The following is a 26,144-nucleotide window of genomic DNA, read 5'->3' as shown; positions in this document are numbered from 1 at the left end:
GCGCACGTCGGAGAACTGGTTGACGCTGGTCACCTGGTTTTTCGATCGCCAGGCCTTGAGCTCGTCGATCTCCTGCTGCTCCATGTAGTCGTTGATGGCTGCTGCTCCATCGAGGCCCTCGCCCCCTTTGGCCAGCACCGCGCATGGGGAGATCAGGCTGACGGTTGCTGACGCCAGCAGGATCTGGGCAAGACGGGACATCGGGTCCTCACGGGAAACCGCGGCACCCTATCGGGCCTCCATCGCCGAGCCGCAACCCAGGCAGGCAGCCTGGAAGGTGACCTCAGCGATCGCGGCCCATGAAAAAGGGGGCTCGATGAGCCCCCTGTACCCCCTTGATTGAGGCTTTATCGGGCCAAGCCCCGCATTCGCTCAGCTACCAATCCGGGCCACGGCCTTCTTCGAGGCCGCAAGGATGCTGCCCCTGAGGGGCACGTAACCCAGGTTGTCGGCTTGGCTCTGGGCAGGACCGAGCAGATACATCATGGCCTTACGAATCTCACCGGCTTTGAGGCCGTTGCCTTTTTCGTAGGCCAAGATCCAGGTGAGGGTGGAGATGGGGTAGCTCGCCGCTCCAGCCGGATTGGGATCTTCGCCGGCCAGATTGGCGTCGAGCTTGATGTTGTTCAACGCGGCGGCCCCACCGGCCAAGGTGGGCATCACATACTTGCCCGACTTGTTCTGCAGAGCCGCAGCCTTGATCTTTCCCTTCACATAGGCCTGGTTGAGGTAACCGATCGCGCCGGGGGTGTTGCCGATCACGCCAGCCACGCCCTCGTTGCCCTTGCCACCTACACCCACGGGCCACTTGACGCTCTTGCCTTCACCTACCTTGCTCTTCCACTCGGGCGAGAAGGCCGAGAGAGAATTGGTGAAGGCAAAGGTGGTACCGCTGCCATCGGAACGATGGGCCACGGTGATCTTGCCCTTGCCGCACTTCAGGTCTTCGAAGGTTTTGATCTTGCCGAGGAAGATATCCACGGCCTGCTTCTGGGTGAGCTTGAGGTTGGAGCAGCTGGGGTTGTTGTAAGCGATGGCGATCGTGCCGCCCACTGAGGGAAACTGCACCACGCCCCGCTTTACCTTGACCGCTTCAGAACTCTTGATCGGCTCGTCGGTTGCACCGAAGTCGACAGTACCAGCCACGTACTGACGCACACCAGAACCGGAACCCACCGATTGATAATTCACCCGGATGCCCTTTGCAGCACCATCAGCGAAGGCACGCTGGTAGAAAGGAGCGGGGAACGTAGCACCCGCGCCATTGATGGCGCTCTGGGCCGAAGCGGCGGCACCCGCTGCAATTGCAGCTGTGGTGCCAACAATCAGGGCCTTCTTGGCGAAGGTCATGGATAAGACTTTTGGGGTCAAACCTTAGATAGCAAGGCGTCGATCCAGCCGTCGTTATCCCTTGGTTAAGGGGCGGTCAAGATTGGCGGCCCGCCGAGCATTGGCCGAGGCCGAACACCCTCTCCATCCACGCGATCAAACACAGCCAATAAAAAGACCCCCCATTACTGGGGGGCTGAAGGTGTGCGAGTAACTGTTGTGGACTGCGTGAAGAGCGATTGAGATCAGGTGATCAGAAGCGGAACGTGGTCTGGATCACCCCACCCCAGGTGCTATCTCCATCATTGTCATCATTATAGTTTTTATTAACCCAGAAAATAGAAGGAGTAACAGAAATATTATCAGAAACACGATAGCGATAAAAGACCTCATACATTACGCCCATCTCGCCATCGATATAAAGCGGGCTGCCGATGGCAAAGCCGGCTGAATTGCCCTTCATGAAAACGTCACTCCACTGCAGACCAGCCATCCAGGACCAGACGTCCTCCTCGCCAGGATCGGCCTCAGAGACGTTGGTGTAGCTGAATCCAGCCGAAATGGAGGGCACCCAGCCGGAGTCCATGGGCTGCCAGAAACCAGCAACCGAAACACTGTTGCTGTCCTGACCAGCGTCAAGGGTCCGAGGGGCACTATTGGGGTCTCGAAGACGAGCATTCTCAGAACCATAGCGATAGGCCACGGCGGCACCCCAGTTCTGACCCTTCACGCCCAGCTGAGCCAGGATGTTCTGGGCACTGGCGCTGTTGAAGGCACCAATCTGGGAGCTCGCAAAGCCTGGTCCTTCGCCACCATCCTGCGAAACCCAGTTCACGTCAAAGGACACGAAAGGATCACCCTTGTTGACCTTCTGCTTCCAAGAGAAGCCGGCACCCGCACCGGTGGCCTTGTTGTAAGTTCCCGTGGCACCTGCCAGATTGAAGAAGTCGAGGATATCCGACTTAAAAGCAGTAGGCAGGAAGGTGAGCATCTCGGTGTTGCGAATCAGCGCACCAACCGACAACTTCACCTCATCGCCAACAGGGAACATGTAATAGAGCCGGTCAATGCTAACGCACTGGCCATTACCATCACCGCACTCGTTTTCCTCGGCCTTATCCAGCTTGAAGATGTTGCCACTGCTCCCAAATGGATCAGACGAGAAATTGCCGCTACGCAGCCGGGTTTTTAGCAAGTCTTTACCTGTAAAGCTGGTATCAAAGTTTAAGCGAACGTCATAATTAAATGCCGTCTTGTTAAAATTATCATCGCCTTTAATCCAATCATCCACACCGCCAATGATCATGCTCACTTCACCACGCAGCTTGGTGGTGGTGGAGAACTGCTGGGCCTCCAGTTTGCCCACCTTCTTCTCGAGGCCATCCACACGGCCCTTGAGCACGGCGAGCTCTTGCTTGAACTCATCCATCAGGCGCTGCAGCTCGTCGGTCACTTCGGTGACGCGGTCGAGGCAGGCGTTCAGCAGGGCAGCCGCTTCGTAGCGGGTCATGGCGTTGCCACCCTTGTAGGTGCCATTGGGATAGCCGGCCACGCAGCCGTACTTCTCCACCAGGTTGCTCAGGGCCTGGTAGGCCCAGTCGGTGGGCTGCACATCGGAAAACTGGGTAACGCTGGTCACCTGGTTTTTCGATTCCCAGGCCCGGAAACGATCAACGTCCTGCTGTTGCATGTACTCATTGATGGCAGCGGTGCCACTCAACGAGGCCAGATCTTGGGCGGAAGCGGCCAGGGGGGCCGTCATGCTGGCGCCGGCCAGGGCCAGCAGCAGCTTTTTGGAAAGGGTCATCGGGTCCTCACACCGATAGGGGTGACTTCACAAAAGAAGTCAGCGGCAACCTATCGAGGGAGGATGCGTACAACGAGCAAGCGCACTACATAGGCGCGGTGTTCCAGAACACATGGATTGTGGCCAATCCAATGCATCAGTATCTGATCTAAAAGAACAGTCGGCCGAAGGACCTCTCGGGGGAGTCGGACGGCTGCTCCAGGGTGATGGCCTCGGCCTCGCCAGCCAGTTCAGCCAGCTGTTGATGCAACCAGTGCCTGAACACCAGCAGGGCACCCAGGTCGGCCAGGCGCTCCTCGCCCATCATCCAAAAACAGTTGGGGCTCAGCATGGACGCAGTTCACCAACGACACCTGTCTAACCTCTAGCCGAAGCGGGCCGTCGCGCGCCTTAACCCGCCCTTCACCCAAGCCCAGGGCCGAGCCAGCCACGGCTTGGGCAGCAGGGCCCGCCAGAGACGCTGCCGCTGCCGGGACGGCAGCAGATCGCCGGCCAGCTCGCGCCACTGCTCCCAGCAGTGGCGTTGATGCTGCACCAACAGCCACTCCAGCTGGGGCAGCACCTCCTCCAACGGGCCGGGCACCTGATCGCTGATGGCGCGCTGCAGCACCTGCAAATCGTTGAATTCCCCGAGCAGCTCCTGCGCCTGCTTGAAGCGCCCGATCCAACCGGCCGTGTGGGCGCCCTCGAGGGCCGACAGGTTCTCAAGGCGATAGCGGGCCTGCTTGATCTGGCGGCGCAGCTCGTGCAGCACCTCCACCTCGCCCTCCGCAGTGCTCACCTGCCAGCCCGGATGGAGAAACAGGCTGGCCAGGCAGGGCCCCTGCCATTCGAGCAGCCACTCCCGGATCGGCTGCTCCCCCAACCGGGTGAATTCGGGCTGCTTCAACCAGCGCTGCAACTGGGCCAAGCCCTCCAAATAGGAGCGGCTCTGCAGCACCTCCACCACATGGCCGTAGGCCAGCTGCCGCTCCCGGCGCAGTTGCTTGAGCACGGGCCGCAGGGCCCTCGCCTCGGCTTCGGGCAGCTGGGGGAAAAAGCCATCCTCGAGGCGCTCGCGCAGCACATCGAGATCCCGCGCCATCCCGAGTCGCCGCACCCATTTGGCCAGGCGCTGGTCGTTGATCGCTGGCGGCAGCTGCAGGGCCGGTTCGAATTGCACCACCGTGGTGCGCAGCCGGCGCATGGTGACCCGCATCTGATGGAGGGGCTCGGTTCCCTTGCCCTCGGAAACCGGTGTCTGCAGCTGCACCAACTTGGCCAGCTGCCGCTGCACCAAATCGCGGGCAAAGCAGCCATTGCTCAGGGGCGGAGAGCCTGTCTGGAACACCATGCCGAGTTCAGCGGAAGGCGGGTTTCTTGATGCTGTCGAGACTGCGCTGCAACGCCTGGCCAGTGGTGAGGCCCACGGGCAGATCCCCACCGAAGGCCGTGCCGCACACGTGCCGATACAACTTAGTTTCCACCAGCATGTAGGTGCTGGAAGGCATGGGGATATAGCCAGCTTGCCTCACCAGATTGAGGCCATTTTTAATCGTGTACGTCACAAACTTCTGCAGCTCCGGTCGCTGCCGCAGAGCCCTGTCGTTGACGTAGACAAACAGGGGCCTGGAGAGGGGCACATAGAGCTCTTTCTGAACCGATGCCACAGAGGGCAGGGCCGCACCCCTCTTGCCCACAATGCTGAGGGGCTTGAGGCGCTTGGCGTTGGCCTGGTAGTAGGCAAACCCAAAATAGCCAAGAGCGTCGGGATTCTTGGCGACGCAGGTCACCAAGTCGTTGTCATTTTCACTGGCAAAGTAATCCGCTCTTGAATTATCTTCATCTCCATTAATGGCCTTATTGAAGTAATTGTAGGTGCCCGAATCCTTGCCAGGGCCGCAGAGCCGAATCGGCCGGTTGGGCCAATCGAGATTGACCTGGCTCCAGCTTTTCACCGATCCGGCCGCCCCCTGAGTCCAGAGACGGGCCAGCTCCCGGGTGGTGATGCTCGAGGCCCAGCTGTTGCGCGGATTCACCACCACCGTGATCGCATCAAAACCAATGGGCAGCTCCAGGAAAGTCACCCCCTTGGCCGCACAGGCCTTGAGCTCCTTGGCGTTGATCGGACGCGAGGCATTGGCCAGGGGCAACTGACCGCTGCAGAACTGGCGAAAGCCCGCCGAGGTGCCGGTTTCCTTGAGCTCAAAGCGCACCTGGCGATGGGCGCCGCCCTTCTGATAGGCCGCGATGGCCGCCTGCATCACCGGGAACACCGTGCTCGAGCCGCCGATGCGGATCGGCTCGGGTGCTGCCAGGGCAGCGGCTTGCGGAACGCACACCGGCATCACGACCAGGATCGGAGCAAGCCAGGCAAGGCGCAGAACAGGGCCCATGACGGTTACAACGACCACAGAACTCTGGGCGATGTCAGGCGTCTGGGCGGTTAAGGCCAGGTTGTGCTTCAGCGGGGCGCCGTCCAATCCTGGAACCAGCCGCGCCGCCACAGCCAGTAGGACTGAATCAGGGCCACGATCGCCATCAGCAGCAGGGCGTAGAGGTAGCCATAGCGCCAACTGAGCTCGGGCATGCTGGCGAAGTTCATGCCGTAGATGCCGCCAATGAAGGTGAGCGGCGCAAAAATACTGGTGAGGATTGTGAGCGTTTTCATCACCTGGTTCATGCGGTTACCCACGCTGGCCGCATAGGCCTGGGTGATCGCATCACACTGATGGCGCAGCAGCTCGCAGTTTTCAAACAACAGCTCCACCAGATCGGCCATCTCCTGAAAGCCCACCAGGGCCTCCGCCCCGAGCAACTGTTGGCGCTGGCGCAGCAACACCCGGATCTGGTGACGCAAGGGCCACACCTGGTTGCGGATGGTGCGCAGATTGCTGCGGTGCACAAACGCCCGTGCCAACAGTTTGGGCTTGGGGTCGCGCAGGGCCGCCTCCTCCAGATCATCGAGGCGGTTGGCGATCTGCTCCAGCATCGGGAACAGGGCATCGAGCAGTTCATCCACCAGGAAGTGGAGGATGTCGTCGAGGTCGCGATGTTCCACCGCCCCCACCCGCGACTCCAGCCACCCGGTGAGCTCGGGGAACGACTCCCCCGCCGCCGCTTCCTCAAAGGTGACCAACAGGTTGGGCAGCAGCAGCAACCCCACCTGGGCGCTGAGCAGATGCAGGGGATCGCGGGCGAAGCTCAGCCGGTGCAGCACCACGATCAGGGCCTCGCCGAGGCCGTCCACCCGCGAGCGCTGCGGCACCTCGAGCAAGGGGGGCAGCAGCATTGAGGGCACCTGCAGCACGGCGAGCATGGCTTCCACCCGCTGCCGATCGCCCAGACCCATCACCCGCAGCCAAAGGGGGTAGCCGAGCCGATGCAACCGCTGCAGCTCAGCCGGAGAGTCAAGCGGCAGCAGCCGGGGACCCTCCGGCTCAAACAGCACGGCACTGAAACAGGTTTGCTGCCGCCCTCCCGACACAAAGAGATGGGCCGGCAAATCGGCGGGGCGCTCCTCCAGGAGGCGGGAGTTCAGAGCACCAGGGGTGGGGCGCAGCACGGCGAGAGGGGGGCTGGGGCCAGCCAGCGGCTCAGCACCTCGCCGCCGCCCACGATGCTGGCCTGAATCAGCAGGCATAGCACCACCTGGGTCCAGCGGCTCGACAGGGAGTGCTCCATGCCAGACCTCCAACGGTTCCTGGGCATGGTGCGGCCCGTGCCATCGAGCCGCCTGTGCCGCAAGCCACACGCCAGCTGCCCTTCACCACTCCTTAAACAGCAGGCCCTAATTTTTGAGGCCTTGGGTCTAACTCTTGTGACCACAGCGGGGTCGCGTCCCACGCCACCGGAAGCTCAACCCGACGACGAGGGCGTGCGGGCCCCGATGGAGCCCCACTCCGCCTACAGGGGTCCGGACTGGACGCCCCAGCGGCTGATGTTTCACCAGAACCTCGAGTCCTTTGCCGAGCGGGTGGGGCTGGTGGTGGGCCTGCAAAGCAATGGCAAGGTGAGCCAGGAACAGGCCTACGCCGAGATCCGGCGCATCTGGAAAGAGCTCAAAGACAGCAAGGACCTCCTGTTGAAGTCGCGGAAAGAGGATTCATGACAACAAGCGTTCTGGAGTAGGCATTAAGGCCGTCTCCAGCTAGTAGCCACCATGGCGATGCCTTTTTAGAGTCGCCCCAAAGCTTGAGGAGTGGCTTGAACCCCGTCGCCCACTTGCCCCTGGTCTTCCACGACCAACAGGCGGTCGTCGACCGGGATCCCCAGGCCTTGGCGCACAAACTCAACCAGCACTTCCCGGTGCGGGAGTTTGCCCCCCGCTTGTCCGAGTCCCAGCCCTTCCTGCACCGGGCCAGCACCGCCAGCGCTGGCGCGCTCACCCTCACCTGCGGGTACACCTGTCCGATCGTTGGCACGATCGGCGACAACCCTGGCGTCGGCGCGATCAACATCTGCTACTCCGGGGCTGCGTCCTATGCGGTGGACGGCCACAGCTTCGCCATCCATTCCGAATCCCCCCTGTACTTCAATCCCGGTCTGGAATACCGCTACGCCACCGATCACTACAACGGATTGGTGCTGCATGTGGATCTGCAGCGGCTCCAGGACACCGCCGCTGCCATCGGCGGCGTGGGCCTCTCCGGCCGCCGTTTCGCCCCGGATTTGCAGCGTCCCCAGGTACTCACCATGGCCCAGGGGCGGCAGGCCGAGCTGCTCCAGAGCCTGCGGCGGGCTTTTGCCCTGGTGGACGCCCCCGAACTCGAAGCCGCCGGGGAGCTCACGGCGCTCCAACTTGACGACCTCATCTACCGCATCCTGGCCCTCGCCCTTTGCCCCCAGCTGGAGCGCCAAACCGGGCGCAGCCAGCAACGCAGCGAGGGACTCTCGCGGGAACTGATTTTTGAAGAGTTGCTGGAGTGGATCCAGGCCAACCTGCACGCGCCCATCAACCTCACCCAGCTCGAGCAGCGCAGCGGTTACTCCCGGCGCAACCTGCAACTGGCCTTCAGCCAGCGGTTCGGCTGCGGGCCGATTCAGTGGATCCGCCGGCAGCGGCTGGATCTGGCCCGACACCATCTGCTCAATCCCTCCGCCAGCGACAGCGTGGCCGCCATTTCCGCCCGGCTCGGCTTCCGCAACATCTCGGCCTTCAGCCGTGACTTCCACAGCGTCTACGGCATCCGCCCCTCGGACGTGCTGCGCGAAGGACGGCGCCTGCATGGCTGAGGGTTGGCCAGCCCCCACCCCGGGGGTGGTGCTGGCCATCAATGCCGGCAGCTCCAGCCTCAAGCTGACCGTGCTGGACCGGCAGCAGCAGCGCCTCTGGCAAGAGCAGCACAGCTGGACTGGGGGGATTGGTGCCCCCGGCAGCCCGATGCCGCCGCCCATCGACGCCTGGCTGCGGCTCCAGCTGGAACCCTGGAGGCCTCAGATCGAACGGGTGGTGCATCGCCTGGTGCATGGGGGCGTGGCCTACCGCGGGGCCACCCGTCTGAGCCCCGCGGTGGTGGCCGATCTGACCCGCCTGATTCCCCTCGCGCCGCTGCACAACGGAGCGGCCCTGCAGCTGATCGCCTGGATGCAGGCCTGGCTCGATGGGGCCCCAGCCCGACCGCCCCAGTGGGCCTGCTTCGACACGGCCTTTCACCACACCCTGCCGGCGGAGGCGCGCACCTACGCCATCCCCCTGGCCTGGCGCGAGGCGGGCCTGCAGCGCTTCGGCTTCCACGGCCTCAACCACCAGCACGTGGCCGCCACGGTGCCCGTGGCGCGGCTGATCAGCTGCCACCTGGGTGCGGGCTGCTCCCTCTGCGCCATTCGCGACGGCCGCAGCATCGCCACCACCATGGGCTTCACCCCCCTGGAGGGCCTGGTGATGGCCACCCGCAGTGGCTCCCTCGACCCCGGGCTGCTCCTGCACCAGTTGCGGGCCGGCCTCACCACCGACCAGCTCGACCAGGCCCTCAACCACCTGAGCGGCCTGCTGGGCCTCTCCGGCCTCAGCGGCGACATGCGCGAGTTGCGGGCGGCGGCGGCGGCGGACGGCCACCCGGGCGCGGAGCTGGCGATTGCCGTGTTCCGCCACCAGCTGCTGCAGGGCATCGGCGCCATGGCCGCCAGCCTGGGGGGGGTGGATGCCATCGCCCTCAGCGGCGGCATCGGCGAACACGACGGGGCCCTGCTGGAGGAGCTGCGTCAGGCGTTGGCCTGGCTGCCCCCGTTCGAGCTGGTGCAGGTGGCCGCCGACGAGGAGGGCCAGATGGCCCGGGAGTGTCTGGCGGCCGAACCCGGCCGTTAGGCCTTCACCCCAGGCCCCTTCACCCCGGGGATGAAACGCCGTTCGTGCTGGGCGCCGGTGAGCATGCGGTTCCAGTAGAGGGACGGGAGCAGCTTGCGCTTGATCCACCACATGCTCCAGCGCTCCTTGGTGGGGTCGAGCGGGAAGGAGGGAACGGGCTCAGCCTTGTAGTTGAACTCGGCCATGATCGCCTTGCCGTAGCCGGTGATCAGCGGGCAGCAGCTGTAGCCGTCGTAGGCCGCTGCCCCAACCTGGCCATCGAGATGGGCTAGCAGGTTGGTCACAAGCACGGGGGCCTGACCCCGCACGGCGGCGGCGGTTTTGGAATTGGGCATGCCGCTCACATCCCCCAGGGAGAACACGTTCGGGTAGCGCACGTGCTGGAGCGAAAACTGATCCACCTCCACAAATCCCGCCCCATTGGCCAGCGGGCTGGTGGCCACCGCATCCGGAGCCGCCATCGGCGGCGTCACGTGCAGAAGGTCGTAGGGGATCACCTCCTTGCGGCTGGTCTCCCCTTCGGTTACCTGGAACACCGCTTCTTTTTGGGCGGCCCGCACGGCGGTGAGCACGTGGTTGTAGCGGGCATCAATGCCCCTGCGTTGCACCACCTCCCGCAGGGGCGCCGCATAGGTGGGGATGCCAAAGATGCCGGGCGTGGCGGTGGCATAGATCACCTTGGCGTTCAAGCGCTTCTGCTTGAACACGTCGTCGGCCAGATAGGCGATCTTCTGGGGTGCTCCGGGGCACTTGATCGGCATCGGCGCGCAGGTGAACACCGCATTCCCACCCTTAAAGGCCTGAATCGCCTCCCAGGTGTAGGGGGCGAAATCCTTGCTGTAGTTGCTGCACACGCCCCCTTGGCCCAGGGCCTCCGTCAGACCGTCGATGCGGTCCCAGCAGAGCTTCAGGCCGGTGGCCACGATCAGCACGTCGTAGCTGAAGGACTGGCCGCTGGCGGTGGTGACGGAGTTGTGCTCCGGATCAAAGCCCGCCACCGCCTCCCGGATCCAGGTGACACCCGAGGGAATCAGATCGCCTTCCGCGCGCCGGGTGTCCTCGAGGCTGAACACGCCACCACCCACCAGGGTCCACCCCGGTTGGTAGTAGTGCTCCCCAGAGGGCTCGAGAATCGCCACCTCCAGGGAGGGACGGGCCCGCTTCAGCTGGGCGGCAACAGTGATGCCGGCGGCCCCGCCGCCGGCGATCAGGATCTGGTGATGGGCCATGAAAAAGGCCGCCGATCAGGCAGCGGCTGGATGCCTTCTCACCGATCTAGCCACGCCAGAGGCGCCAGGCCAGCGGTTTGCAGGGAAACTTCCACCCCAGGGGCTCAGGCCGCCTGGGCCGCTTCCCGCTTGAGCAGGGCGTAGAGATAGTCGGGAGCTTTGTACCGGGTGGGCAGGCACTTGTGGAGCAGGGTCAGGCGCTCCCAGGCCACCGTGCGCTGAATCGCCTCAATGGTTCGGCCCTCCCGGATCAGCAGACGCAGCGCCTTGCAGCAACCGGAATAGCCAGCTTCCAGTTCGCCGATCGTGGGCTTGGGGGCAACGGGCATGGGGGGAAATCGAGGGAGGCCGCTGGGAACAGCTGCTAGGCGACGCTAAAGAAGGGTCACTGTGCCCGCGGCGACACAGCCATCTCGACACGAATCCTTACCCGTTCGCCCTCCCAGCAGCCCCCATGCCAATCCAGCAGCTCACCCTGCGCCAGCCCGACGACTGGCATGTGCACCTGCGCGATGGGGCCATGCTGCAGGCCGTGGCGGGGGCAACGGCGCGGCAATTCGCCCGGGCGATCGTGATGCCCAACCTCAGCCCGCCGATCACCACGGTGGAGGCGGCCCTGCAATACCGCCAGCGCATCCGGGAGGCGCTGGCGGATGGCAGCCGCTTCGAGCCCCTGCTCACGGCCTATCTCACCGACGCTATCGACCCCGCTGAGATCGAACGGGGCTTCCGCCAGGGCGCCTGGGTGGCCTGCAAGCTCTACCCCGCCAACGCCACCACCAACTCCGCCGCCGGAGTCACGTCCATTGAGGCGATCACCCCCGTGATCGCCACCCTGGAGCGGATCGGCATGCCGCTGCTGATCCACGGGGAGGTCACCAGCAGCGACATCGACATCTTTGATCGCGAGGCAGTGTTCATCGAGCGGCACCTGGCCCCCCTGCTGGCGCGCCACCCCGGGCTCAAGGTGGTGCTCGAGCACATCACCACCAGTGATGCGGTCGATTTCGTGCGCAGCGGCCCGGCCAACCTGGCCGCCACGATCACGCCCCACCACCTGCACATCAACCGCAACGCCCTATTTGCCGGCGGCCTCCGGCCCGACTTTTACTGCCTGCCGGTGGCCAAACGGGAACTGCACCGCATCGCCCTGCGGGCCGCCGCCACCTCCGGCAACCCGAAATTCTTCCTGGGCACCGATTCGGCCCCCCACGCCCGCAGCGCCAAGGAGGCGGCCTGCGGCTGCGCCGGCATCTTCAATGCCCCCTTTGCCATCGAGAGCTACGCGGCGGTGTTTGACCGGGAGAACGCCCTCGACAAGCTGGAAGCCTTCGCCTCGGAATTCGGCCCCCGCTTCTACGGCCTGCCGCGCAACGCAGCCACCATCACCCTGGAGCGGCAGCCGCTGGAGGTGCCCAACCGGCTGCACCTCAACGATGCGGCCGGCACCGCGGTGGAGCTGGTGCCCTTCCACGCCGGTGAAACCCTGCCCTGGCAGCTGGCCTGATTACAACGAGGTGTGTCGCCAGCTCGCCCCAGGGGCGACGGCTGGCCTAGCAACAGGCCCAGACAGCCTGTGGGCGATGGGCTTCTTCGTTCAACTCACCGACGCCATTGCCGACCGGCAGTCGCTGCTGGTGACCGGGCTCGATCCCAACCCGGAGATGCTGCAGAACTGGGCGGCCCGCCGCGGCCTGGCCGGGCGCTCCTTTCTCAGCCAGGCCCGCCACTGGATCAAGGCGGTGATCGAGGCCACGGCCCCCCACGTCTGCGCCTACAAGCCCAGCCTGGGTTTTTACCAGGCCCTGGGCCCGGTGGGCCTGGAGCTGCTGCTGGAGGTGCGCGACCTGGTGCCGCCCGACCTGCCCCTGATCGTCGACGCCAAGCACGGCGACCTCAACTCCTCCTCGGCCCTGGCCCACTACCTGTTCAAGGAGCTGGGGGCCGATGCGGTAACCCTCTCGCCCCTGGCGGGCCAGGACATTGCCGCCCCCTTCCTGCTTTACCCGGGCAAGGCGGTGGTGATGACCTGCCACAGCTCCAACCAGGCGGCCCGGGTGATCCAGCACCACCCGGATGAAGGCGACCCGCTCTACGTGCGGATCGTGCGCGAAACCCAGCTGTGGGCCACACCGGACCAACTGTTGCTGGAGGTGGGCACCAGCGATCCGGAGGTGCTGGCCCGGGTGCGGGCGGAGGCGCCGGAGCGCTTCCTGATCCTGCGCAGCCTCTGGGGGGAAGAGGAGAAGCTGGAGGCGATGCTGCAGGCGGGCCTGAGTGCGGCCGCCGACGGGCTGTTGCTGCCCCTGCCCCAGAACCTGTTGGTGGAAGACGACATGGCCTCCCGGGCCGAGGCCCTCAAGCACGCGATCACCCACAGGCGGGAGCAGTGGCTGGCCAAGGTTGAGCAGCGCGATGCCAACGCCTGTGTGCTGTGGTTGCCGGGCAGCGAACGGACCGCCGATCCCCTGGAAAGCCTGATCGTCGACCTGTTCGACATCGGCTGCCTGCTGTTCGGCGAGTACGTGCAGGCCTCGGGAGCCGTCTTCAACTACTACGTCGACCTGCGCCAGATCATCTCCGACCCCAACCTGTTTCACCGGGTGCTGCACGCCTATGCCGACCAGCTGGAGGGGCTCGACTTCGACCGCATCGCGGGCATCCCCTACGGCTCCCTGCCCACGGCCACAGGTCTCTCGCTGCAACTGCACAAGCCGCTGATCTACCCGCGCAAGGAGGTGAAGGCCCACGGGGCCCGGCGCCTGATCGAGGGGGATTTCGACGAGGGCGACCGGGTGGTGGTGGTGGACGACATCCTGATCACCGGCGGCAGCGTGCTCGAGGGCATTGCCAAGCTCGAGAGCTCGGGTCTGGTGGTGCAGGACGTGGTGGTGTTCATCGACCACGGCGGCGACCACGACCGCCGGGCCCGGGAGCGCCTGGCCGCAGCCGGCTATCGCTGCCATGCGGTGCTCGACATCGCCCGGATCACCCGGGTGCTCCACGGCGCGGGCCGGCTGAGCGACGCCCAGGCCGCCACCCTGGTCGCCGTTGGCGGTCCGGACCCAGCGTGATGGTCCCCGCCCTCCTGGCCCAGGCCCCCCAGGGCGTCGCCATTGACACCATTCCGGTGGAAGGCCAGGTGCTGTTCATCGGGCTGCTGTTTTTGGGCACCCTGGCGATCAGCCGTTTCTCGATCCAGGTGGGGGTGCCGGCGATCCTCGGGGTGCTGCTGCTGGGGCTGGCGATCAACATCAACTACCTCGACATCACCCACCAGCAGGCGGAAAACCTGCATGTCTTCGCCCTGGCCCTGCTGCTCTTCTATGCGGGCCTGAAAACAGACATCCAGGCCATTCGGGGCTTTCTCCCCTACGGCCTGGCCCTGGCCGTGGGGGGCGTGGCGCTGGCCACCCTGCTGCTCGGCGGTCTGATCTGGCTGCTGTCCTCGGCAGGGGGGGATGCGATCTCCCCAGGGACCCTAGATGCGATGCCCCTGGGAGCGGCCCTGCTGATCGCGGCCTGCCTGGGTTCCACCGATGCGGGAGCCACGATCAGCGTGCTGGCCTCCGTGCGGCAACTCGTGCCGGAACGGCTGCAGCACCTGCTGGAATTTGAGTCCTCCGTCAACGATCCCACCGCCCTGCTGCTGTTCGGCCTGGTGGCGGGCCTGTTCACCACGGGCCAGGCCGATGGGGCGCCCATAGGGGCGGCCGGCGTGCTCGTGGAGGCGCTCCGCAGTTTCGTGCAGCAGGTGGCCAGTGGGCTGGTTATCGGTGCCCTGTTCGGCTACGTGGCCCGGTTCGTGATCGATCAACTGGCCCAGGACCGATCCCAGCTGTTGATCATGGCCATGTCGATTGCCTTTATCGACTACGGCAGCTGCCAGCTGCTGGGCGGTGCCGGGCTGATCGCCGTGTACACCACGGGCCTGCTGATGACGAACATGCGCTACCGGCAGGCGGAGTTCAACCACGAATCGATCCAGGAAGCCCTGCTCCCCTTCAACACCATGGCCGAGATCTGTCTGTTCCTGATCTTTGGTCTGCTGGTCACCCCCGCCAGCCTGGTGCCCGCCCTGCCGGTGGGACTCGCCTCGGCCGCGGTGCTGATGCTGGTGGTGCGGCCCTTCAGCGTGCTGGCCTTTCAATCGCTCTCGCCGTTCAACCGCAAGGAGAGCCTGTTTGTGTCGTGGTGCGGGCTGCGGGGGGCGGTGCCCCTGGCTCTCTCGTACAACGCCGTCAACCAGATCGGCCATTTGCGCGGCGTCTCCCCTGCCGCGGTGGGGGCCCTGGCCCAGAACGCCCAGAGCATCGTGTTCATCGTGGTGCTGGTGAACCTGCTGGCGCAGGGCCTCACCCTGCCCCGGCTCTGCGTGCGGCTTGGACTCGTGGCCCCGGCAGGGAACTGAACACCGCGCCGTATGGTTGAACAGCGTCTTCGCTACTCCTGGACGCCACCCGCGCGATGAGCAGCAGCCAGGGACTCACCATCGGGGAACTCGAAGCCAACTATTCGCTGTACTGCAAGGCGCTGCGGCTTCTGCTCAAGGAAGGTAAAACCGTGGCGGCCATTCAGCGCACCGTGTGCTGGAGCCGGCTGGAGCAGCTGCACATCTGCCTGCCCAGTCGCTACAAAGCCCCCGATTACCTCTGCGTGGTGCTGAAGCGGGACCTGGCCTGACGCCTCCCATCCCGCCGAAGCGCAACTGAGCGGCGCTGATGAAATCGATCTCTGATCCCTTTCTGCGCCGGCCCGTGCTCACCCTGGTGGTGAGCCTGCTGGTGTTGCTGGCCGGGCTGGTGAGTCTGCCGGTGCTGCAGGTGGAGAATCTGCCGCCGATCGCGCCGGGACGGGTGACGGTGCGGGCGACCTACCCGGGCGCCGGGCCCGAGGTGGTGGAACAGGGGGTCACCGCCCTGCTCGAGCAGCAGTTCAACGGCCTCGAACGGCTCGACAGCATCCGCTCCACCAGCTCGGCCAACGGCAGCGCGATCACCCTGGGCTTTGAGGGCGGCGACCCGGAACTCAACCAGATCAACACCCAGAACGAGGCAGCGGTGGTGACCCGGCAACTGCCGGCCCCGGTGGCGCGCTTTGGGGTGCAGGTGCGGCGCAGCTCCGACGACCTGCTGATGGTGCTGAGCTTCAATGCCGACCCCAGCCTCTACAGCGACACCTTCCTGAGCGGCTGGCTCGATCAGGTGGTGAAGGAGCGCCTGCAGCGGGTGCCTGGGGTGGGCAACGTCACCCTCTCCGGGGGCAGCAGCCTGGCCTTCCGCCTCTGGCTTGATCAGGCGCGACTGGAGGAGCGGGGCCTCACGATCAGCGACGTGCGCACGGCCCTGCAACAGCAAAACGTGCTGGCGGCCCTGGGCCAGGCCGGAGAGGCCCCCAGCCCCGCCGGCCAGGTGATCACCCTGCCCCTGCGGATGGAAGGGCGCCTGCGCACGCCGGCGGAATTCGAGCAGCTGGTGGTGGCCCGCAGCGCCAATGGCGGCGTCACCCTGCTGCGGGATGTGGGCCGGGTGGCCCTGGGCAGCGAGACCTACGACACCATCGCCACCAACCTCCAGGGCAGGCCCGCGGTAGCCGTGGTGATCTACCAGCGCGACGGCAGCAATGCCATTGCCGTGAGCGAAGCGGTGAACGGGGCCCTGGCGGAACTCGCCCCCCAGTTCCCCCCCGGCATCGAGCAACAGCTGATCGTGGATGAGGCCGACTTCGTGCGCGGCAGCATCCAGGGCACCCTCGACAGCCTGCGGGATGCGGTGCTGCTGGTGTTCGTGGTGCTGCTGCTGGGCCTGGGCAACAGCCGGCTGGCCCTGATCACCGCCGCCGCCGTGCCCGTGGCCCTGATCGGCTCGCTGAGCGTGCTGAAACTGGCGGGCCAATCACTCAACACCCTCACCCTCTTCGGCCTGGTTCTGGCCAGCGGCCTGGTGGTGGACGACGCGATCGTGGTGAGCGAGGACATCGGCCGCCGGTTGGAGGCCGGCAAGCCGCCCCTGCAGGCGGCCCGGGAGGCCATGGCCGAACTGGGCGGAGCCGTGGTGGCCACCTCCCTGGCCCTGGTGGTGGTGTTCGTCCCGGTGCTCGGCCTGGGCGGCAGCCTGGGCCGCCTCTATGCCCCGATCGCCATCACGATCAGCGGCGCCATCGCCTTCTCCACCCTCAACGCCCTGAGCTTCACCCCGGTGGCCGGCAGCCGGCTGCTGGGTCCCCAACAGCGCGAACCGGCCTGGCTGCTGCGCTGGATCGACCCGCCGCGGCGCTGGCTGGAAGCTCTGGACACCCCCTACGGCCGCTGGCTGGACTGGGCCATGGCGCGGCGGCGCCTGGTGGTGGCTCTGCTGCTGGCCGGGCTGCTGCTCACCGGCGGTGCCCTGCGGACCCTGCCCAAGTCCTTCATCCCGCAGGAAGACAACGGCCAGCTGCGGGGGGTGGTGATCCTGGCCGACGGGCTGGGGCTGCAGCAGACCCAAGGGGTGCTCGAGCAGGTGCGGCAGGTGGTGGCCGCCGAACCCCTGATCGCCCGGGCCAACTTCTACGCCGGGCGCTCCTTCGGCGACAGCAGTCCCAACAAGGGCATCTTCTACCTGCGCCTCACCCCGATCGAGCAGCGCCAGGGCGCCGAGGCCTCCACGCGCGCCGTGGCCCAGCGCCTGGACGCCCAGCTGCGACGGCGCATCACCGGTGCCGTGGTGCAACTCAGCGAGGCCCCCTCCGTGCGGGGCTTCAGCGCCGAGGGGGGGCTCGAGCTCGAACTGCTCGACAGCAGCAACGGCCAACTCAGCCTGTCCGACTTCGAGCAGCAGGCCCAGGCCTTCATCCGCGCCGCCCGGGCCACCGACCGCTTCGAGCGGGTGTCCACCCGCTTCAGCGCCGGAGCCCCCCTGGTGCAACTGGTGCCCGATCGCCTGCAGATGGCCTCCCTGGGCGTGGATCTCAGCACCGTGGTGGACACCCTCGGCGCCAGCTTCGGCAGCGACTACGTGAACGACAGCTTCGAGAGCGACCAGGTGCGCAGGGTGATCGTGCAGCTCGATGGAGCCGGACGGCGCAACGCCGATGACGTACTGGCCCTGCAGGTCAAAACCCGTGAGGGCCAGCTGATCCCCCTGGCCCAGGTGGTGCGGGTCGACCAGGGCAGCGGCCCCACCTCGATCAACCACACCCGCCTGGTGCGCTCGATCAGCATTCGGGCGATTCCCCGGGCCGAGGTGAGCAGCGGCCAGGCCATGGCCACCCTGGAGCAGGTGCAACGGCAGCTCGGTGGCAGTACCGACCTCGAATGGGCCGGACTGGCCCGGGAGGAGGCCAGGGCCGGAGGGAACAATCTGCGCGTGTTCGCCCTCGCCATCCTGGTGATGGTGCTGGTGCTGGCGGCCCTCTACGGCAACTTCGCCGACCCCTTCATCATTCTGGTCACCGTGCCCCTGGCCATGCTGGGAGCCATCGGCGGGCTGATGCTGCGCGGTTTGCCCCTGGACGTCTACGGCCAGATGGGCCTTCTGGTGCTGGTGAGCCTGGCGGCCAAGAACGGCATCCTGATTGTGGAATTCGCCAACCAACGCATGGCCGAGGGTCTCGCGCTGGACACGGCGATCCGGGGTGCCGCCATCGCCCGTCTGCGGCCGATCCTGCTCACGGCCATCTCCTCCCTGGCGGGCTTCCTGCCCCTGCTGCTGGCCCGGGGCTTCGGCGCCGGCAGCCGGGTGAGCATCGGCACGGTGGTGTTCTCCGGCCTGCTGGTGGCCACGGTGCTGAGCCTGTTCGTGGTGCCGGTGATCTACCGGTTGGTGAAGGGCTGGGAAGGGCGACGGCCTAGGGCTGCTGGGCTTCCTGAACCGTGAGACGGCTGATCAACACGCCCATCACCGCAGCCACGTAGAAGGTGCCCGCGGTGGCGATTGCCACGCTCACCATCTGGGCCTGGGGGGTCTGGGGGGTGACATCGCCATAGCCCATGGTGGTGAGACTGACAAAGGCGAAGTAGTTGAGGCGTACGAAATTGAGGCCCCACACCGGGCTGCTCTGGCCCAGATCCTGCGCCGACAGGTTCACGTTGCTGAAGCTGTTCGGATCGATCGTCTCCAGTGCACAACAGAGCAAACCGGCGGCCAAGCCGAGCATTAAGTAGCCCGCTAAGGCGCCCCGCAGCACCGCATCCGACACCCGCCGCTCCTGGGCCAAGCTGCGGATCAGGCGAATGGCGCTCCAACCACTGAACAGGGCCCAGAGGGCAATCACGGGGATACCGGTGCTGCGCAGATCCAGCGGGGTGAGGTACCAGAGCACCCCCACCGCGATGGCCGCCACCCCCAGCCCCTTGAACAGCCGGCGGGGCACCGTGCCGAACTGCAAGCTGCTGGTGGGATTGCCCAGACCCCGGACCATCACCAGGGCCATCAGCAGATAGCCCAGCGAGGATAGACGATTCCAGGGTTGGGGCAGGGTGAAGCTGACCAGCAAGAGCAGGCAGACACCCAGCAGCTGGGCATAGCTGTTTGGCATCGCCACCTCCGTGGTCGGTCAGTCGAAGCCCAGCAGGTCGAAGATTTCGCGATCCTTCAGGGATTCGGCCTCCAGGGGTTCCACGTCGTCGAGCATCCGCTGGGCCAGGTTGAGATACTCCTGCTGCACGGCCAGCACTTCGGGAGTGGGCTCCATCTCGAAGATGGTGCACTTCTTTAGACGGGATTTGCGAATCGCATCCACGGTCTTGAAATGGGCCATGGTGCGTAGGCCGGTGCGGGCATTGAATTTGTCGATTTCGTCGGTCTCCTCCGAGCGGTTGGCGATCACACCGCCAAGGCGCACCTTGTAGTTCTTGGCCTTGGCATTGATGGCCTGCATGATCCGATTCATCGCGAAGATGGAGTCGAAATCGTTGGCCGTCACGATCAGGCAGTAGTGGGCGTGCTGAAGCGGAGCGGCAAAACCGCCACACACCACATCGCCCAACACATCAAAGATCACCACGTCGGTGTCTTCGAGTAGGTGGTGCTCCTTGAGCAGTTTCACGGTCTGGCCCGTGACATAACCACCACAGCCAGTGCCCGCCGGCGGGCCGCCAGACTCCACACACATCACCCCGTTGTAGCCCTCAAACACAAAATCTTCGGGCCGCAGTTCTTCGGTATGGAAATCGACAGTTTCGAGGATGTCGATCACGGTGGGCACCATCTTCTTCGTGAGCGTGAAGGTGCTGTCGTGCTTGGGATCGCAGCCGATCTGCAGCACCCGCTTGCCCAGTTTCGAGAAGGCCGCTGAAAGGTTGGACGACGTGGTGGATTTGCCGATGCCTCCCTTGCCATACACGGCCAAGACCAGGGCTCCCTCTTCAATCGCCATCGTGGCGTCTTGATGCACCTGCACACTGCCCTCACCATCGGGGCGCGAGAGCTGGGGAGGCGTCAGTGTGGTCGTCATGCTGGAGGGAAGCGCCAGGTCAACCCCAACGCAAGGAACAGGCTTCAGCCATCCAAACGCTGTCGGGATGCCCAATGAGGGCCAGGCGCGCAAAGCGAAACATCCCCACCACATTCATGCGGATCCACACACAGATGCATGAGTGAAAGTACCTAAAACAAGCTCGCCCCAGCCGTCCCCCGGCAGAGCTCCCGGCTGAGATTGGGGCGATTCGAAATGATTTAAGAGCTGAAGTGGGCCTTCGCCTCATACAGGGCTTCGCTGTCGATCAGGGCCAGCCCCCGCTCCCGGGCATAGGCCTCGGTGTTCTTGCGCACCTTGCCCCGCACGAAGAAGGGAATCTTGGCCAGTTCGGCCTCCCCATCCGGGCTCCACACCAGGGTGCCGTTGCCGGGAAGCGCAGTGGCCAGCGGGGCCGCCGCCGCTTGGCCATCGGTTGGGTCGGCCTCCGCGGGCTTGGTGGGGGCACTGGCCCCCTCCAAGTGGCTGAGGTGCCCGTCTACGAATTCGAAATCGTGGCGGAACATGCCAATCAGGTGTTCCTCCAGCCCCATCATCAAGGGGTGCACCCAGGTGTCGAAGATCACGTTGGCGCCCTCCCAGCCCATCTGGGGCGAGGTGCGGGCCGGCACATCCTGCACGTGCAGGGGGGTGCTGATGACGGCACAGGGAATGCCCAGCCGTTTGGCGCTGTGGCGCTCCATCTGGGTGCCGAGCACCAGCTCCGGGGCCGCCTCCGCCATGGCCGCCTCGACGGCGAGGTAGTCGTCGCTGATCAGGGCTTCCAGGCCCAGCTCCTGGGCCACGGCCCGCACCTCCCGGGCCAGCTCGCGGCTGTAGGTGCCCAGGCCCACCACCTTGAACCCCAGCTCCTGGCTGGCGATCCGGGCCGCGGCGATGGCGTGGGTGGCATCGCCAAAGATGAACACCCGCTTGCCGGTGAGGTAGGTGGAGTCCACCGAGCGGGAATACCAGGGCAGGCGCGAGCGCCGGTCCGCCTCGCCGGCGGCCGGGGGCTCCAGGCCCAGCAGGCCGCAGATCTCCTCCAGGAAGGCGGTGGTGGCACCGATGCCGATCGGCACCGTGCGCACGGTGGCCATGCCGAAGCTGCGCTCCAGCCAGCTGCACAGCGACCCTGCCACCTCCGGATAGAGGCAGACGTTGGCATCCGCGCTGGGAATGCGCATCAGGTCGGCCGGCCTGGCCCCCAGGGGCGCCACCACGGCCACGTCGATGCCGTGCCCATCCAGCAGACGGGTGATCTCGCGCACATCGTCGCGGCAGCGGAAGCCCAGCAAACTGGGGCCCAGCAGATTCACCCGGGGCCGCCGGCCCTCCTGCTGCCAGCGCCTGGGGGAAGGCTTCTCGAAACCGGGCGCGGGCAGTTGGGCCTTCAGCAGGCCCCGCACCAGTTGGTAGAGGGTTTCGGCGGCGCCCCAGTTTTCCTTCTTGGAGTAGGCCGGCAACTCCAGGCTCACCACCGGAATGCCCCCCAGATCCATGCCCCCCGCCAGGGAACCCGGCTGGTCCTGGATCAATTCGGCGGTGCAGCTCTCGCCCACCAGCAGGGCCTCCGGCTGGAAGCGGGCCACCGCTTCGCTGATCGAACGCTTCACCAACTCGGCGGTGTCGCCGCCCAGGTCGCGGGCCTGGAAGGTGGTGTAGGTGACGGGCGGACGGCGGTCACGCCGCTCGATCATCGTGAACAGCAGATCGGCGTAGGTGTCGCCTTGGGGGGCATGCAGCACGTAGTGCACCCCCTCCATCGACGTGGCGATGCGCATGGCGCCCACGTGGGGTGGGCCTTCGTAGGTCCAGAGGGTGAGTTCCATCGGGAGAGAGCCAGCGGGGGATCAGGAGAGGAGCGAAGCGCTCAGGCAAACGAGAGGGCGGCGCGGCGGCGCAGGGAGCGGGCAAACAGCTCGGCCAGGTCGCCCGCCTGGTCGCAGCCATGGATCGGGCTGAACACCAGCTCGATCGACCACTTGGTGGCGATGCCCTCGGCCTCGAGCGGATTGGCCAGGCCAAGGCCGCACACCACCAGGTCGGGCCGGGCGGCACGCACCCGCTCCAGCTGGCGCTCCACATCCTGACCCTCACTGATCCGGGTGCCCTCCGGCAGCAGGGCCAGCTCCGGATCCAGCAGTTGGCGATCCAGGTAGGGGGTACCCACCTCCACCAGCTCCATGCCGCACTCGCGCTGGAGGAACCGCGCCAAGGACAGCTCCAGCTGGGAATCGGGCAGCAGGAAGAGGCGTTTGCCCGCCAACAGCTCCCGGTGGGGAGCAATGGCGCGCCGGCCGCGCTCCACCAGGGGATCGAGCAGCTCGGCCACTTGGGCCGGCGCCACGCCGAAGGCCTCAGCCCCCGCCGCCATCCAGGCCCGGCTGCCCTCCACCCCGAAGGGATAGGGGGCCGAGATCAAACGGCCTCCCCGACTCACCAAGGCCCGGGCCGTGGCCGAGAGGAACGGCTGGGCCAGCAGCACCCGGGTGCCGGGTCCAATCGGCGGGAGCTCGGTGGAGCGCCGCGGCGGCAGGCTGGTGACCAGCGGAATCCCCAGGCGGCCGAATAGCTGCACGAGGCGATCCTCCACCGCATCGGCCAGGGTGCCGACGATCAGCAGCTGGTCGACGTCGCTGGCGGGCATCAGGGGCACCATGGCCAGCAGGGCCTGGTCTTCGCCCTGGGTGAAGGTGGTTTCGATGCCGCTGCCGCTGTAATTGAGCACCATCACCCGGCCCCGCAGCTGGCTGTTGAGCCGATCGGCGGCCTTGGCCAGGTCCAGCTTGATCACCTCGCTCGGGCAGGAGCCCACCAGAAATAGGGTGCGGATCTCGGGGCGCCGCTCCAGCAGATCCTTCACCAGCCGGTCGAGCTCCTCATTGGCATCGGCCAGGCCGGCCAGATCCCGCTCCCCCAGGATCGCGGTGCCGAAGCGGGGCTCGGCAAAGATCATCACGCCGGCGGCGCTCTGAATCAGGTGGGCGCAGGTGCGGGAGCCCACCACCAGAAAAAAGGCATCGGGCATGCGGCGATGCAGCCACACGATCGAGGTGAGCCCGCAGAACACCTCCCGCTGGCCACTCTCCTTCAGCAGCTCGGGATGCCGACCATCTAGCCGACCATCTACAACCGAAGTCGCGCCCATCGAGGCGACCCTGCGGAAACAACCTTCAAGAGTTAACGGAATCCCTCTCCGTTCGGCTGACAACGCCCACAAATGTTCGGGATCAGCCAAACGGCAACCCCCCACAGCCCGTAATCTGACCGCAGTGATCTGGAGCACCGGATCCAGATCTCATGGCCAAGCGTTTCTGGGGCTTCAGGCCCCGACGACCCCCCTCCACGCGCAACCGCAAGCCCTGGAGGGCGCCCCTGGCCCTCGCCCTGCTGGTCAATGCCGGCGCCTTCGGCTACCGGCTCAGCGAAGGCTGGGACTGGGGCGACTGCTACTGGATGGTGCTGATCACCCTCAGCACCCTGGGGTTCAGCGATGGCCACACCCAGATCCTCAGCGCCGGGGGGCGGCTGGTCACCACCCTGCTGATCCTGGGCGGCCTGGTGGTGGTGCAGATCAGCATCCAGGGGGTGCTGGGCCTCTCTGAATCCGGATACTTCCGGCGCCTGCGCGAGCGGCGCTTCCGCCGCTGGCTCTTCACCATGCACAACCACGTGATTCTGTGCGGCTACGGCCGCATCGGCCGCGAAATCGCCGAACAACTCACCCGAGAAAACGTTCCCTTGCTGGTGGTGGAGATGGATGGGGAGCGGCGGGAAGCTGCCGAGGAGCGGGGACTTGCCGTGCTGATGGCGGATGCCACCCTCGATGAGACCCTGGTGGAAGCGGGCATCCATCGCTGCCGGGCGCTGGTGGCCGCCCTGCCCAACAACGCCTCCAACCTCTACGTGGTGCTCAGCGCCCGGGGCATGGCCCCCAACTGCCGCCTGATCGCCCGCTCCGACAGCGAGGAAGCCGAGCGCAAGCTCCGTCTCGCGGGGGCCGATCAGGTGGTGAGCCCCTATGTGAGTGGGGGCCGGGCCATGGCCGCCACGGCCCTACGCCCGTTGGCCGTGACCTTCATGGATCTGTTGGTGGGCTCGGACTGCGAGGTCGAGGAGTTTCTGCTCAGCAGCAATCCCGCCGACCTGGGCTCCCTCAATGGGGCTTCCCTGGCCGAACTCCAACTCGGCGCCCGCTCAGGAGCCCTGGTGCTGGCGATCGTTCCGCCCAAGTCCAAGGATGGTCTGGAGCCGCGTCTATATCGCGGCACCCGCTCCAACAGCGAAGGCCCCTCACTGATCGCCAACCCTGGGGGCGACACCCGACTGGCACCGGGCCAAATGCTGGTGGTGATGGGAAGCCAAAAGCAACTGGATGCATTCACCCAACTTCTGGGTCCCGCCATCAAAAGCGTGGATGTCATGGCGAATTGAGGCCACCCCCGTCTACCCCCGAATGGGGACAATTGATCTCAATCAGTCGTCATAGACGAGGCAATTGACGTCGGAGGGATTGAGGTCGCAGAACACCTCAAAGGGTGTGGGGGCCTCGGTTTCTTCGGGGTGCCGAACCTGGAATTCCTCCAGATCCTTGATCTGCTGCTCGATCTTCCGGGCCACGGCCTGGTCGCCCCGTGCCGTGGCTTCCGCCAAGGCCGAGCGGTAGGTCTCCAACTGGGCAGCGATACTGGACATGACAGGGGAACTCCCGAACGGAGTCGCTCGCGAACAACGGCGAACTTAGCTCCCAAATCCCGAATCTTGGGGGCTTACAAGCCAAGTCACGCTCAAAAAAGATAAGCAGCCGTCATGAATCCCGACACTGCAATCGTTCCGTGTCAATTTCCACACCGGAGATGCACCTTTCGCCAAGGTGTGGCGGTTCGCCGAGGTTTCAATGGCTGATGCTCCCTATCTGGTGGCCCTGGCGCTGGTTGAGCTGAACGGCAAGCGGCTGCTGCCCCTCAATGGCAAGTCCCGCAAGCCCCTCGAAACCACCGAGGCCGACGCAGCCACGGATCCGGGCGAAGAGGGGCGGGCCCTGGCCTTGGAGCTGCTGCTGCGGCTGTGGCAACGCAGCGACGAGGGGCCCATCCAGCGGGCCGCCGGCGAGGACAGCCTCCTGCTGCTGGAGATTCCCCTCGAGCTGATCAGCGAACGGCTGCCGCTGCTCAAGGCCAACTGGATCGGCGGGGCGGACACGGCCAGCCTGCAGGCCGAACTGCGACAGCTGGCCCTGCGGGGTTGGCGGGTCAGCATTGCCAAATACGAGCCGGTGACCTTCAGCGCCTGGAGCTGATCAGGCCTCAGGCCCGTTGCGAACGGCTCCAGGACGCTGGCGAGAAGACATGGCCCTGTTCCAGGGCAATCGCCACGATGGCATCCACGCTGGCTGCCGCATCCACCCGGGCCTTGAGGGCGGCATCGCCATCCACTTTGACCATGAAGGCGTTGAGCTGGGATTTCGACATGGCACGGCGGAGCGTGGAACCCCCTATCCCTAGCCAGAGTTTGCCGATCAGGCCGCGCCATCCAACCTGTAGGGTGATGGGTGATTCAAAGATTTCTCTCTAGCGAGCTGACCACTTTCTCTTGGGCCGTCGAAGGATCGATTCATAGTTTCTGAGTTCATGACCATTTACGTCGGCAATCTTTCCTTCGATGCAGAAGCGGAAGATGTCCAGCACCTGTTCAGCCAATACGGGCAGGTGAGCAAGTGCAGCCTTCCCCTTGATCGCGACACCGGCCGCAAGCGCGGTTTCGCCTTTGTTGAGATGGCCAGCGAGGCCGAGGAATCCAAAGCCATCGAAGATCTTCAGGATGTTGAGTGGATGGGTCGCGCCATCCGCGTCAACAAAGCTGAGCCCCGCGGCAGCGGTGGTGGTGGTGGCGGCGGCCGTCGCGATTTCGGCGGTGGCGGCGGTGGCTACGGCGGTGGCGGTGGTGGCGGCGGTTACGGCGGTGGCGGCAGCCGCTACTGAAGCTCCCCAGGCCCTTGGCCAATTCCAACCGCCCCCACGGGGGCGGTTTTTTAATGGGCACCGCTGGGCTACCT

At 65.6% G+C, this 26,144-nt stretch carries 26 protein-coding genes and 1 pseudogene; 11 read left to right on the top strand and 16 right to left on the bottom strand.

Translation table 11 applies throughout. The features are described from left to right. From H6G16_RS01480 to H6G16_RS12935, 8 genes and pseudogenes are all read right to left on the bottom strand, one after another. Positions 1-201, bottom strand: a pseudogene (locus H6G16_RS01480) (porin); the annotation flags it as partial. Positions 202-372: 171 nt separating this feature from the next. Continuing rightward, positions 373-1,350 (bottom strand): phosphate ABC transporter substrate-binding protein PstS, encoded by a 978-nt coding sequence (gene pstS, locus H6G16_RS01475; protein WP_190388558.1) that lies wholly within the window; start codon positions 1,348-1,350, stop codon positions 373-375. A gap of 232 nt (positions 1,351-1,582) precedes the next feature. After that, positions 1,583-3,136 carry an iron uptake porin gene (locus H6G16_RS01470; RefSeq protein ID WP_190388557.1) on the bottom strand — a complete coding sequence of 518 codons (1,554 nt, stop codon included), beginning with the start codon at positions 3,134-3,136 and terminating at the stop codon, positions 1,583-1,585. Between the two features lie 148 nt (positions 3,137-3,284). After that, the gene (locus H6G16_RS01465) at positions 3,285-3,467 is read right to left on the bottom strand and encodes a hypothetical protein (RefSeq protein ID WP_190388556.1); all 183 of its coding nucleotides are present in this window, start codon (positions 3,465-3,467) and stop codon (positions 3,285-3,287) included. A gap of 33 nt (positions 3,468-3,500) precedes the next feature. Next, entirely contained in the window at positions 3,501-4,469 is a 969-nt protein-coding gene (locus tag H6G16_RS01460) for a CHAD domain-containing protein (RefSeq protein WP_190388555.1), read from the bottom strand. A 7-nt stretch (positions 4,470-4,476) separates the two neighbouring features. Further along, positions 4,477-5,511, bottom strand: a complete 1,035-nt coding sequence (locus tag H6G16_RS01455; protein WP_190388554.1) for a PstS family phosphate ABC transporter substrate-binding protein — start codon at positions 5,509-5,511, stop codon at positions 4,477-4,479. A 68-nt stretch (positions 5,512-5,579) separates the two neighbouring features. Beyond that, positions 5,580-6,680 (bottom strand): magnesium/cobalt transporter CorA, encoded by a 1,101-nt coding sequence (gene corA, locus H6G16_RS01450; RefSeq protein ID WP_347238751.1) that lies wholly within the window; start codon positions 6,678-6,680, stop codon positions 5,580-5,582. Beyond that, positions 6,653-6,799 (bottom strand): hypothetical protein, encoded by a 147-nt coding sequence (locus tag H6G16_RS12935; RefSeq protein ID WP_242036094.1) that lies wholly within the window; start codon positions 6,797-6,799, stop codon positions 6,653-6,655. The genes corA and H6G16_RS12935 overlap by 28 nt, the downstream gene beginning before the upstream one ends. 121 nt (positions 6,800-6,920) lie before the next feature. Here H6G16_RS12935 and H6G16_RS01445 point away from each other — a divergent pair, with 121 nt between their 5' ends. The 3 genes from H6G16_RS01445 to H6G16_RS01435 all read left to right on the top strand — a co-directional run bounded on the left by H6G16_RS01445 (position 6,921) and on the right by H6G16_RS01435 (position 9,422). Next, the gene (locus H6G16_RS01445) at positions 6,921-7,226 is read left to right on the top strand and encodes a hypothetical protein (RefSeq protein ID WP_242036093.1); all 306 of its coding nucleotides are present in this window, start codon (positions 6,921-6,923) and stop codon (positions 7,224-7,226) included. A gap of 95 nt (positions 7,227-7,321) precedes the next feature. Then, positions 7,322-8,350, top strand: a complete 1,029-nt coding sequence (locus tag H6G16_RS01440; RefSeq protein ID WP_190388552.1) for an AraC family transcriptional regulator — start codon at positions 7,322-7,324, stop codon at positions 8,348-8,350. Next, on the top strand, positions 8,343-9,422 hold the full coding sequence (locus H6G16_RS01435; RefSeq protein WP_190388551.1) for an acetate kinase: 1,080 nt from the start codon (positions 8,343-8,345) through the stop codon (positions 9,420-9,422). Before H6G16_RS01440 ends, H6G16_RS01435 begins: the two co-directional genes overlap by 8 nt. On the opposite strand, the gene H6G16_RS01430 is transcribed toward H6G16_RS01435, so the two are convergent. Together H6G16_RS01430 and H6G16_RS01425 are read right to left on the bottom strand one after the other, a co-directional pair. Continuing rightward, positions 9,419-10,651: an FAD/NAD(P)-binding oxidoreductase gene (locus H6G16_RS01430; protein ID WP_190388550.1), complete on the bottom strand. Its 1,233-nt coding sequence runs from the start codon at positions 10,649-10,651 to the stop codon at positions 9,419-9,421. The two genes, H6G16_RS01435 and H6G16_RS01430, sit on opposite strands and share 4 nt — an antisense overlap. Before the next feature lie 104 nt (positions 10,652-10,755). Next, positions 10,756-10,980: a DUF3136 domain-containing protein gene (locus tag H6G16_RS01425; RefSeq protein WP_190388549.1), complete on the bottom strand. Its 225-nt coding sequence runs from the start codon at positions 10,978-10,980 to the stop codon at positions 10,756-10,758. 125 nt (positions 10,981-11,105) lie between these two features. Here H6G16_RS01425 and pyrC point away from each other — a divergent pair, with 125 nt between their 5' ends. The 5 genes from pyrC to H6G16_RS01400 all read left to right on the top strand — a co-directional run bounded on the left by pyrC (position 11,106) and on the right by H6G16_RS01400 (position 18,507). After that, the gene (gene pyrC / locus H6G16_RS01420; protein ID WP_190388548.1) at positions 11,106-12,158 is read left to right on the top strand and encodes a dihydroorotase; all 1,053 of its coding nucleotides are present in this window, start codon (positions 11,106-11,108) and stop codon (positions 12,156-12,158) included. A gap of 76 nt (positions 12,159-12,234) precedes the next feature. Beyond that, the gene (locus tag H6G16_RS01415) at positions 12,235-13,725 is read left to right on the top strand and encodes a bifunctional orotidine-5'-phosphate decarboxylase/orotate phosphoribosyltransferase (protein WP_190388547.1); all 1,491 of its coding nucleotides are present in this window, start codon (positions 12,235-12,237) and stop codon (positions 13,723-13,725) included. Next, positions 13,725-15,062 (top strand): cation:proton antiporter, encoded by a 1,338-nt coding sequence (locus H6G16_RS01410; RefSeq protein WP_190388546.1) that lies wholly within the window; start codon positions 13,725-13,727, stop codon positions 15,060-15,062. Before H6G16_RS01415 ends, H6G16_RS01410 begins: the two co-directional genes overlap by 1 nt. Before the next feature lie 56 nt (positions 15,063-15,118). Next, complete coding sequence (locus H6G16_RS01405) at positions 15,119-15,334, top strand: DUF3136 domain-containing protein (RefSeq protein ID WP_190388545.1); 216 nt, start codon at positions 15,119-15,121, stop codon at positions 15,332-15,334. Between the two features lie 38 nt (positions 15,335-15,372). Beyond that, a complete protein-coding gene (locus tag H6G16_RS01400) occupies positions 15,373-18,507 on the top strand; it encodes an efflux RND transporter permease subunit (RefSeq protein WP_190388544.1) in 3,135 nt (1,044 codons plus the stop codon). On the opposite strand, the gene H6G16_RS01395 is transcribed toward H6G16_RS01400, so the two are convergent. The 4 genes from H6G16_RS01395 to H6G16_RS01380 all read right to left on the bottom strand — a co-directional run bounded on the left by H6G16_RS01395 (position 18,479) and on the right by H6G16_RS01380 (position 23,237). After that, positions 18,479-19,168, bottom strand: a complete 690-nt coding sequence (locus H6G16_RS01395) for a potassium channel family protein (RefSeq protein WP_242036099.1) — start codon at positions 19,166-19,168, stop codon at positions 18,479-18,481. The genes H6G16_RS01400 and H6G16_RS01395 overlap by 29 nt on opposite strands. A gap of 18 nt (positions 19,169-19,186) precedes the next feature. Further along, positions 19,187-20,086 (bottom strand): ferredoxin:protochlorophyllide reductase (ATP-dependent) iron-sulfur ATP-binding protein, encoded by a 900-nt coding sequence (bchL, locus tag H6G16_RS01390; RefSeq protein WP_190388542.1) that lies wholly within the window; start codon positions 20,084-20,086, stop codon positions 19,187-19,189. A 221-nt stretch (positions 20,087-20,307) separates the two neighbouring features. Next, entirely contained in the window at positions 20,308-21,918 is a 1,611-nt protein-coding gene (locus H6G16_RS01385; protein WP_190388541.1) for a ferredoxin:protochlorophyllide reductase (ATP-dependent) subunit B, read from the bottom strand. A gap of 41 nt (positions 21,919-21,959) precedes the next feature. Then, positions 21,960-23,237: a ferredoxin:protochlorophyllide reductase (ATP-dependent) subunit N gene (locus H6G16_RS01380; RefSeq protein ID WP_190388540.1), complete on the bottom strand. Its 1,278-nt coding sequence runs from the start codon at positions 23,235-23,237 to the stop codon at positions 21,960-21,962. A gap of 152 nt (positions 23,238-23,389) precedes the next feature. Between H6G16_RS01380 and H6G16_RS01375 the strand changes: the two genes are divergently transcribed. Next, entirely contained in the window at positions 23,390-24,523 is a 1,134-nt protein-coding gene (locus H6G16_RS01375) for a potassium channel protein (RefSeq protein ID WP_190388539.1), read from the top strand. A 42-nt stretch (positions 24,524-24,565) separates the two neighbouring features. On the opposite strand, the gene H6G16_RS01370 is transcribed toward H6G16_RS01375, so the two are convergent. Further along, positions 24,566-24,784, bottom strand: a complete 219-nt coding sequence (locus H6G16_RS01370) for a CP12 domain-containing protein (RefSeq protein WP_190388538.1) — start codon at positions 24,782-24,784, stop codon at positions 24,566-24,568. A 202-nt stretch (positions 24,785-24,986) separates the two neighbouring features. On the opposite strand from H6G16_RS01370, the gene H6G16_RS01365 reads away from it, so the two are divergent. After that, a complete protein-coding gene (locus H6G16_RS01365; RefSeq protein WP_190388537.1) occupies positions 24,987-25,388 on the top strand; it encodes a hypothetical protein in 402 nt (133 codons plus the stop codon). Positions 25,389-25,395: 7 nt separating this feature from the next. Here H6G16_RS01365 and H6G16_RS01360 read toward each other — a convergent pair whose 3' ends face one another. After that, entirely contained in the window at positions 25,396-25,560 is a 165-nt protein-coding gene (locus H6G16_RS01360) for a Nif11-like leader peptide family natural product precursor (protein WP_190388536.1), read from the bottom strand. 159 nt (positions 25,561-25,719) lie between these two features. On the opposite strand from H6G16_RS01360, the gene H6G16_RS01355 reads away from it, so the two are divergent. Next, positions 25,720-26,070 carry an RNA-binding protein gene (locus H6G16_RS01355; RefSeq protein WP_190388535.1) on the top strand — a complete coding sequence of 117 codons (351 nt, stop codon included), beginning with the start codon at positions 25,720-25,722 and terminating at the stop codon, positions 26,068-26,070. Positions 26,071-26,144: the final 74 nt, after the last annotated feature.

The organism is Cyanobium sp. FACHB-13342, assembly GCF_014697415.1.
Classification (GTDB): Bacteria; Cyanobacteriota; Cyanobacteriia; order PCC-6307; family Cyanobiaceae; genus Cyanobium_A.
This window is presented reverse-complemented; position numbering and strand designations above follow the sequence as displayed.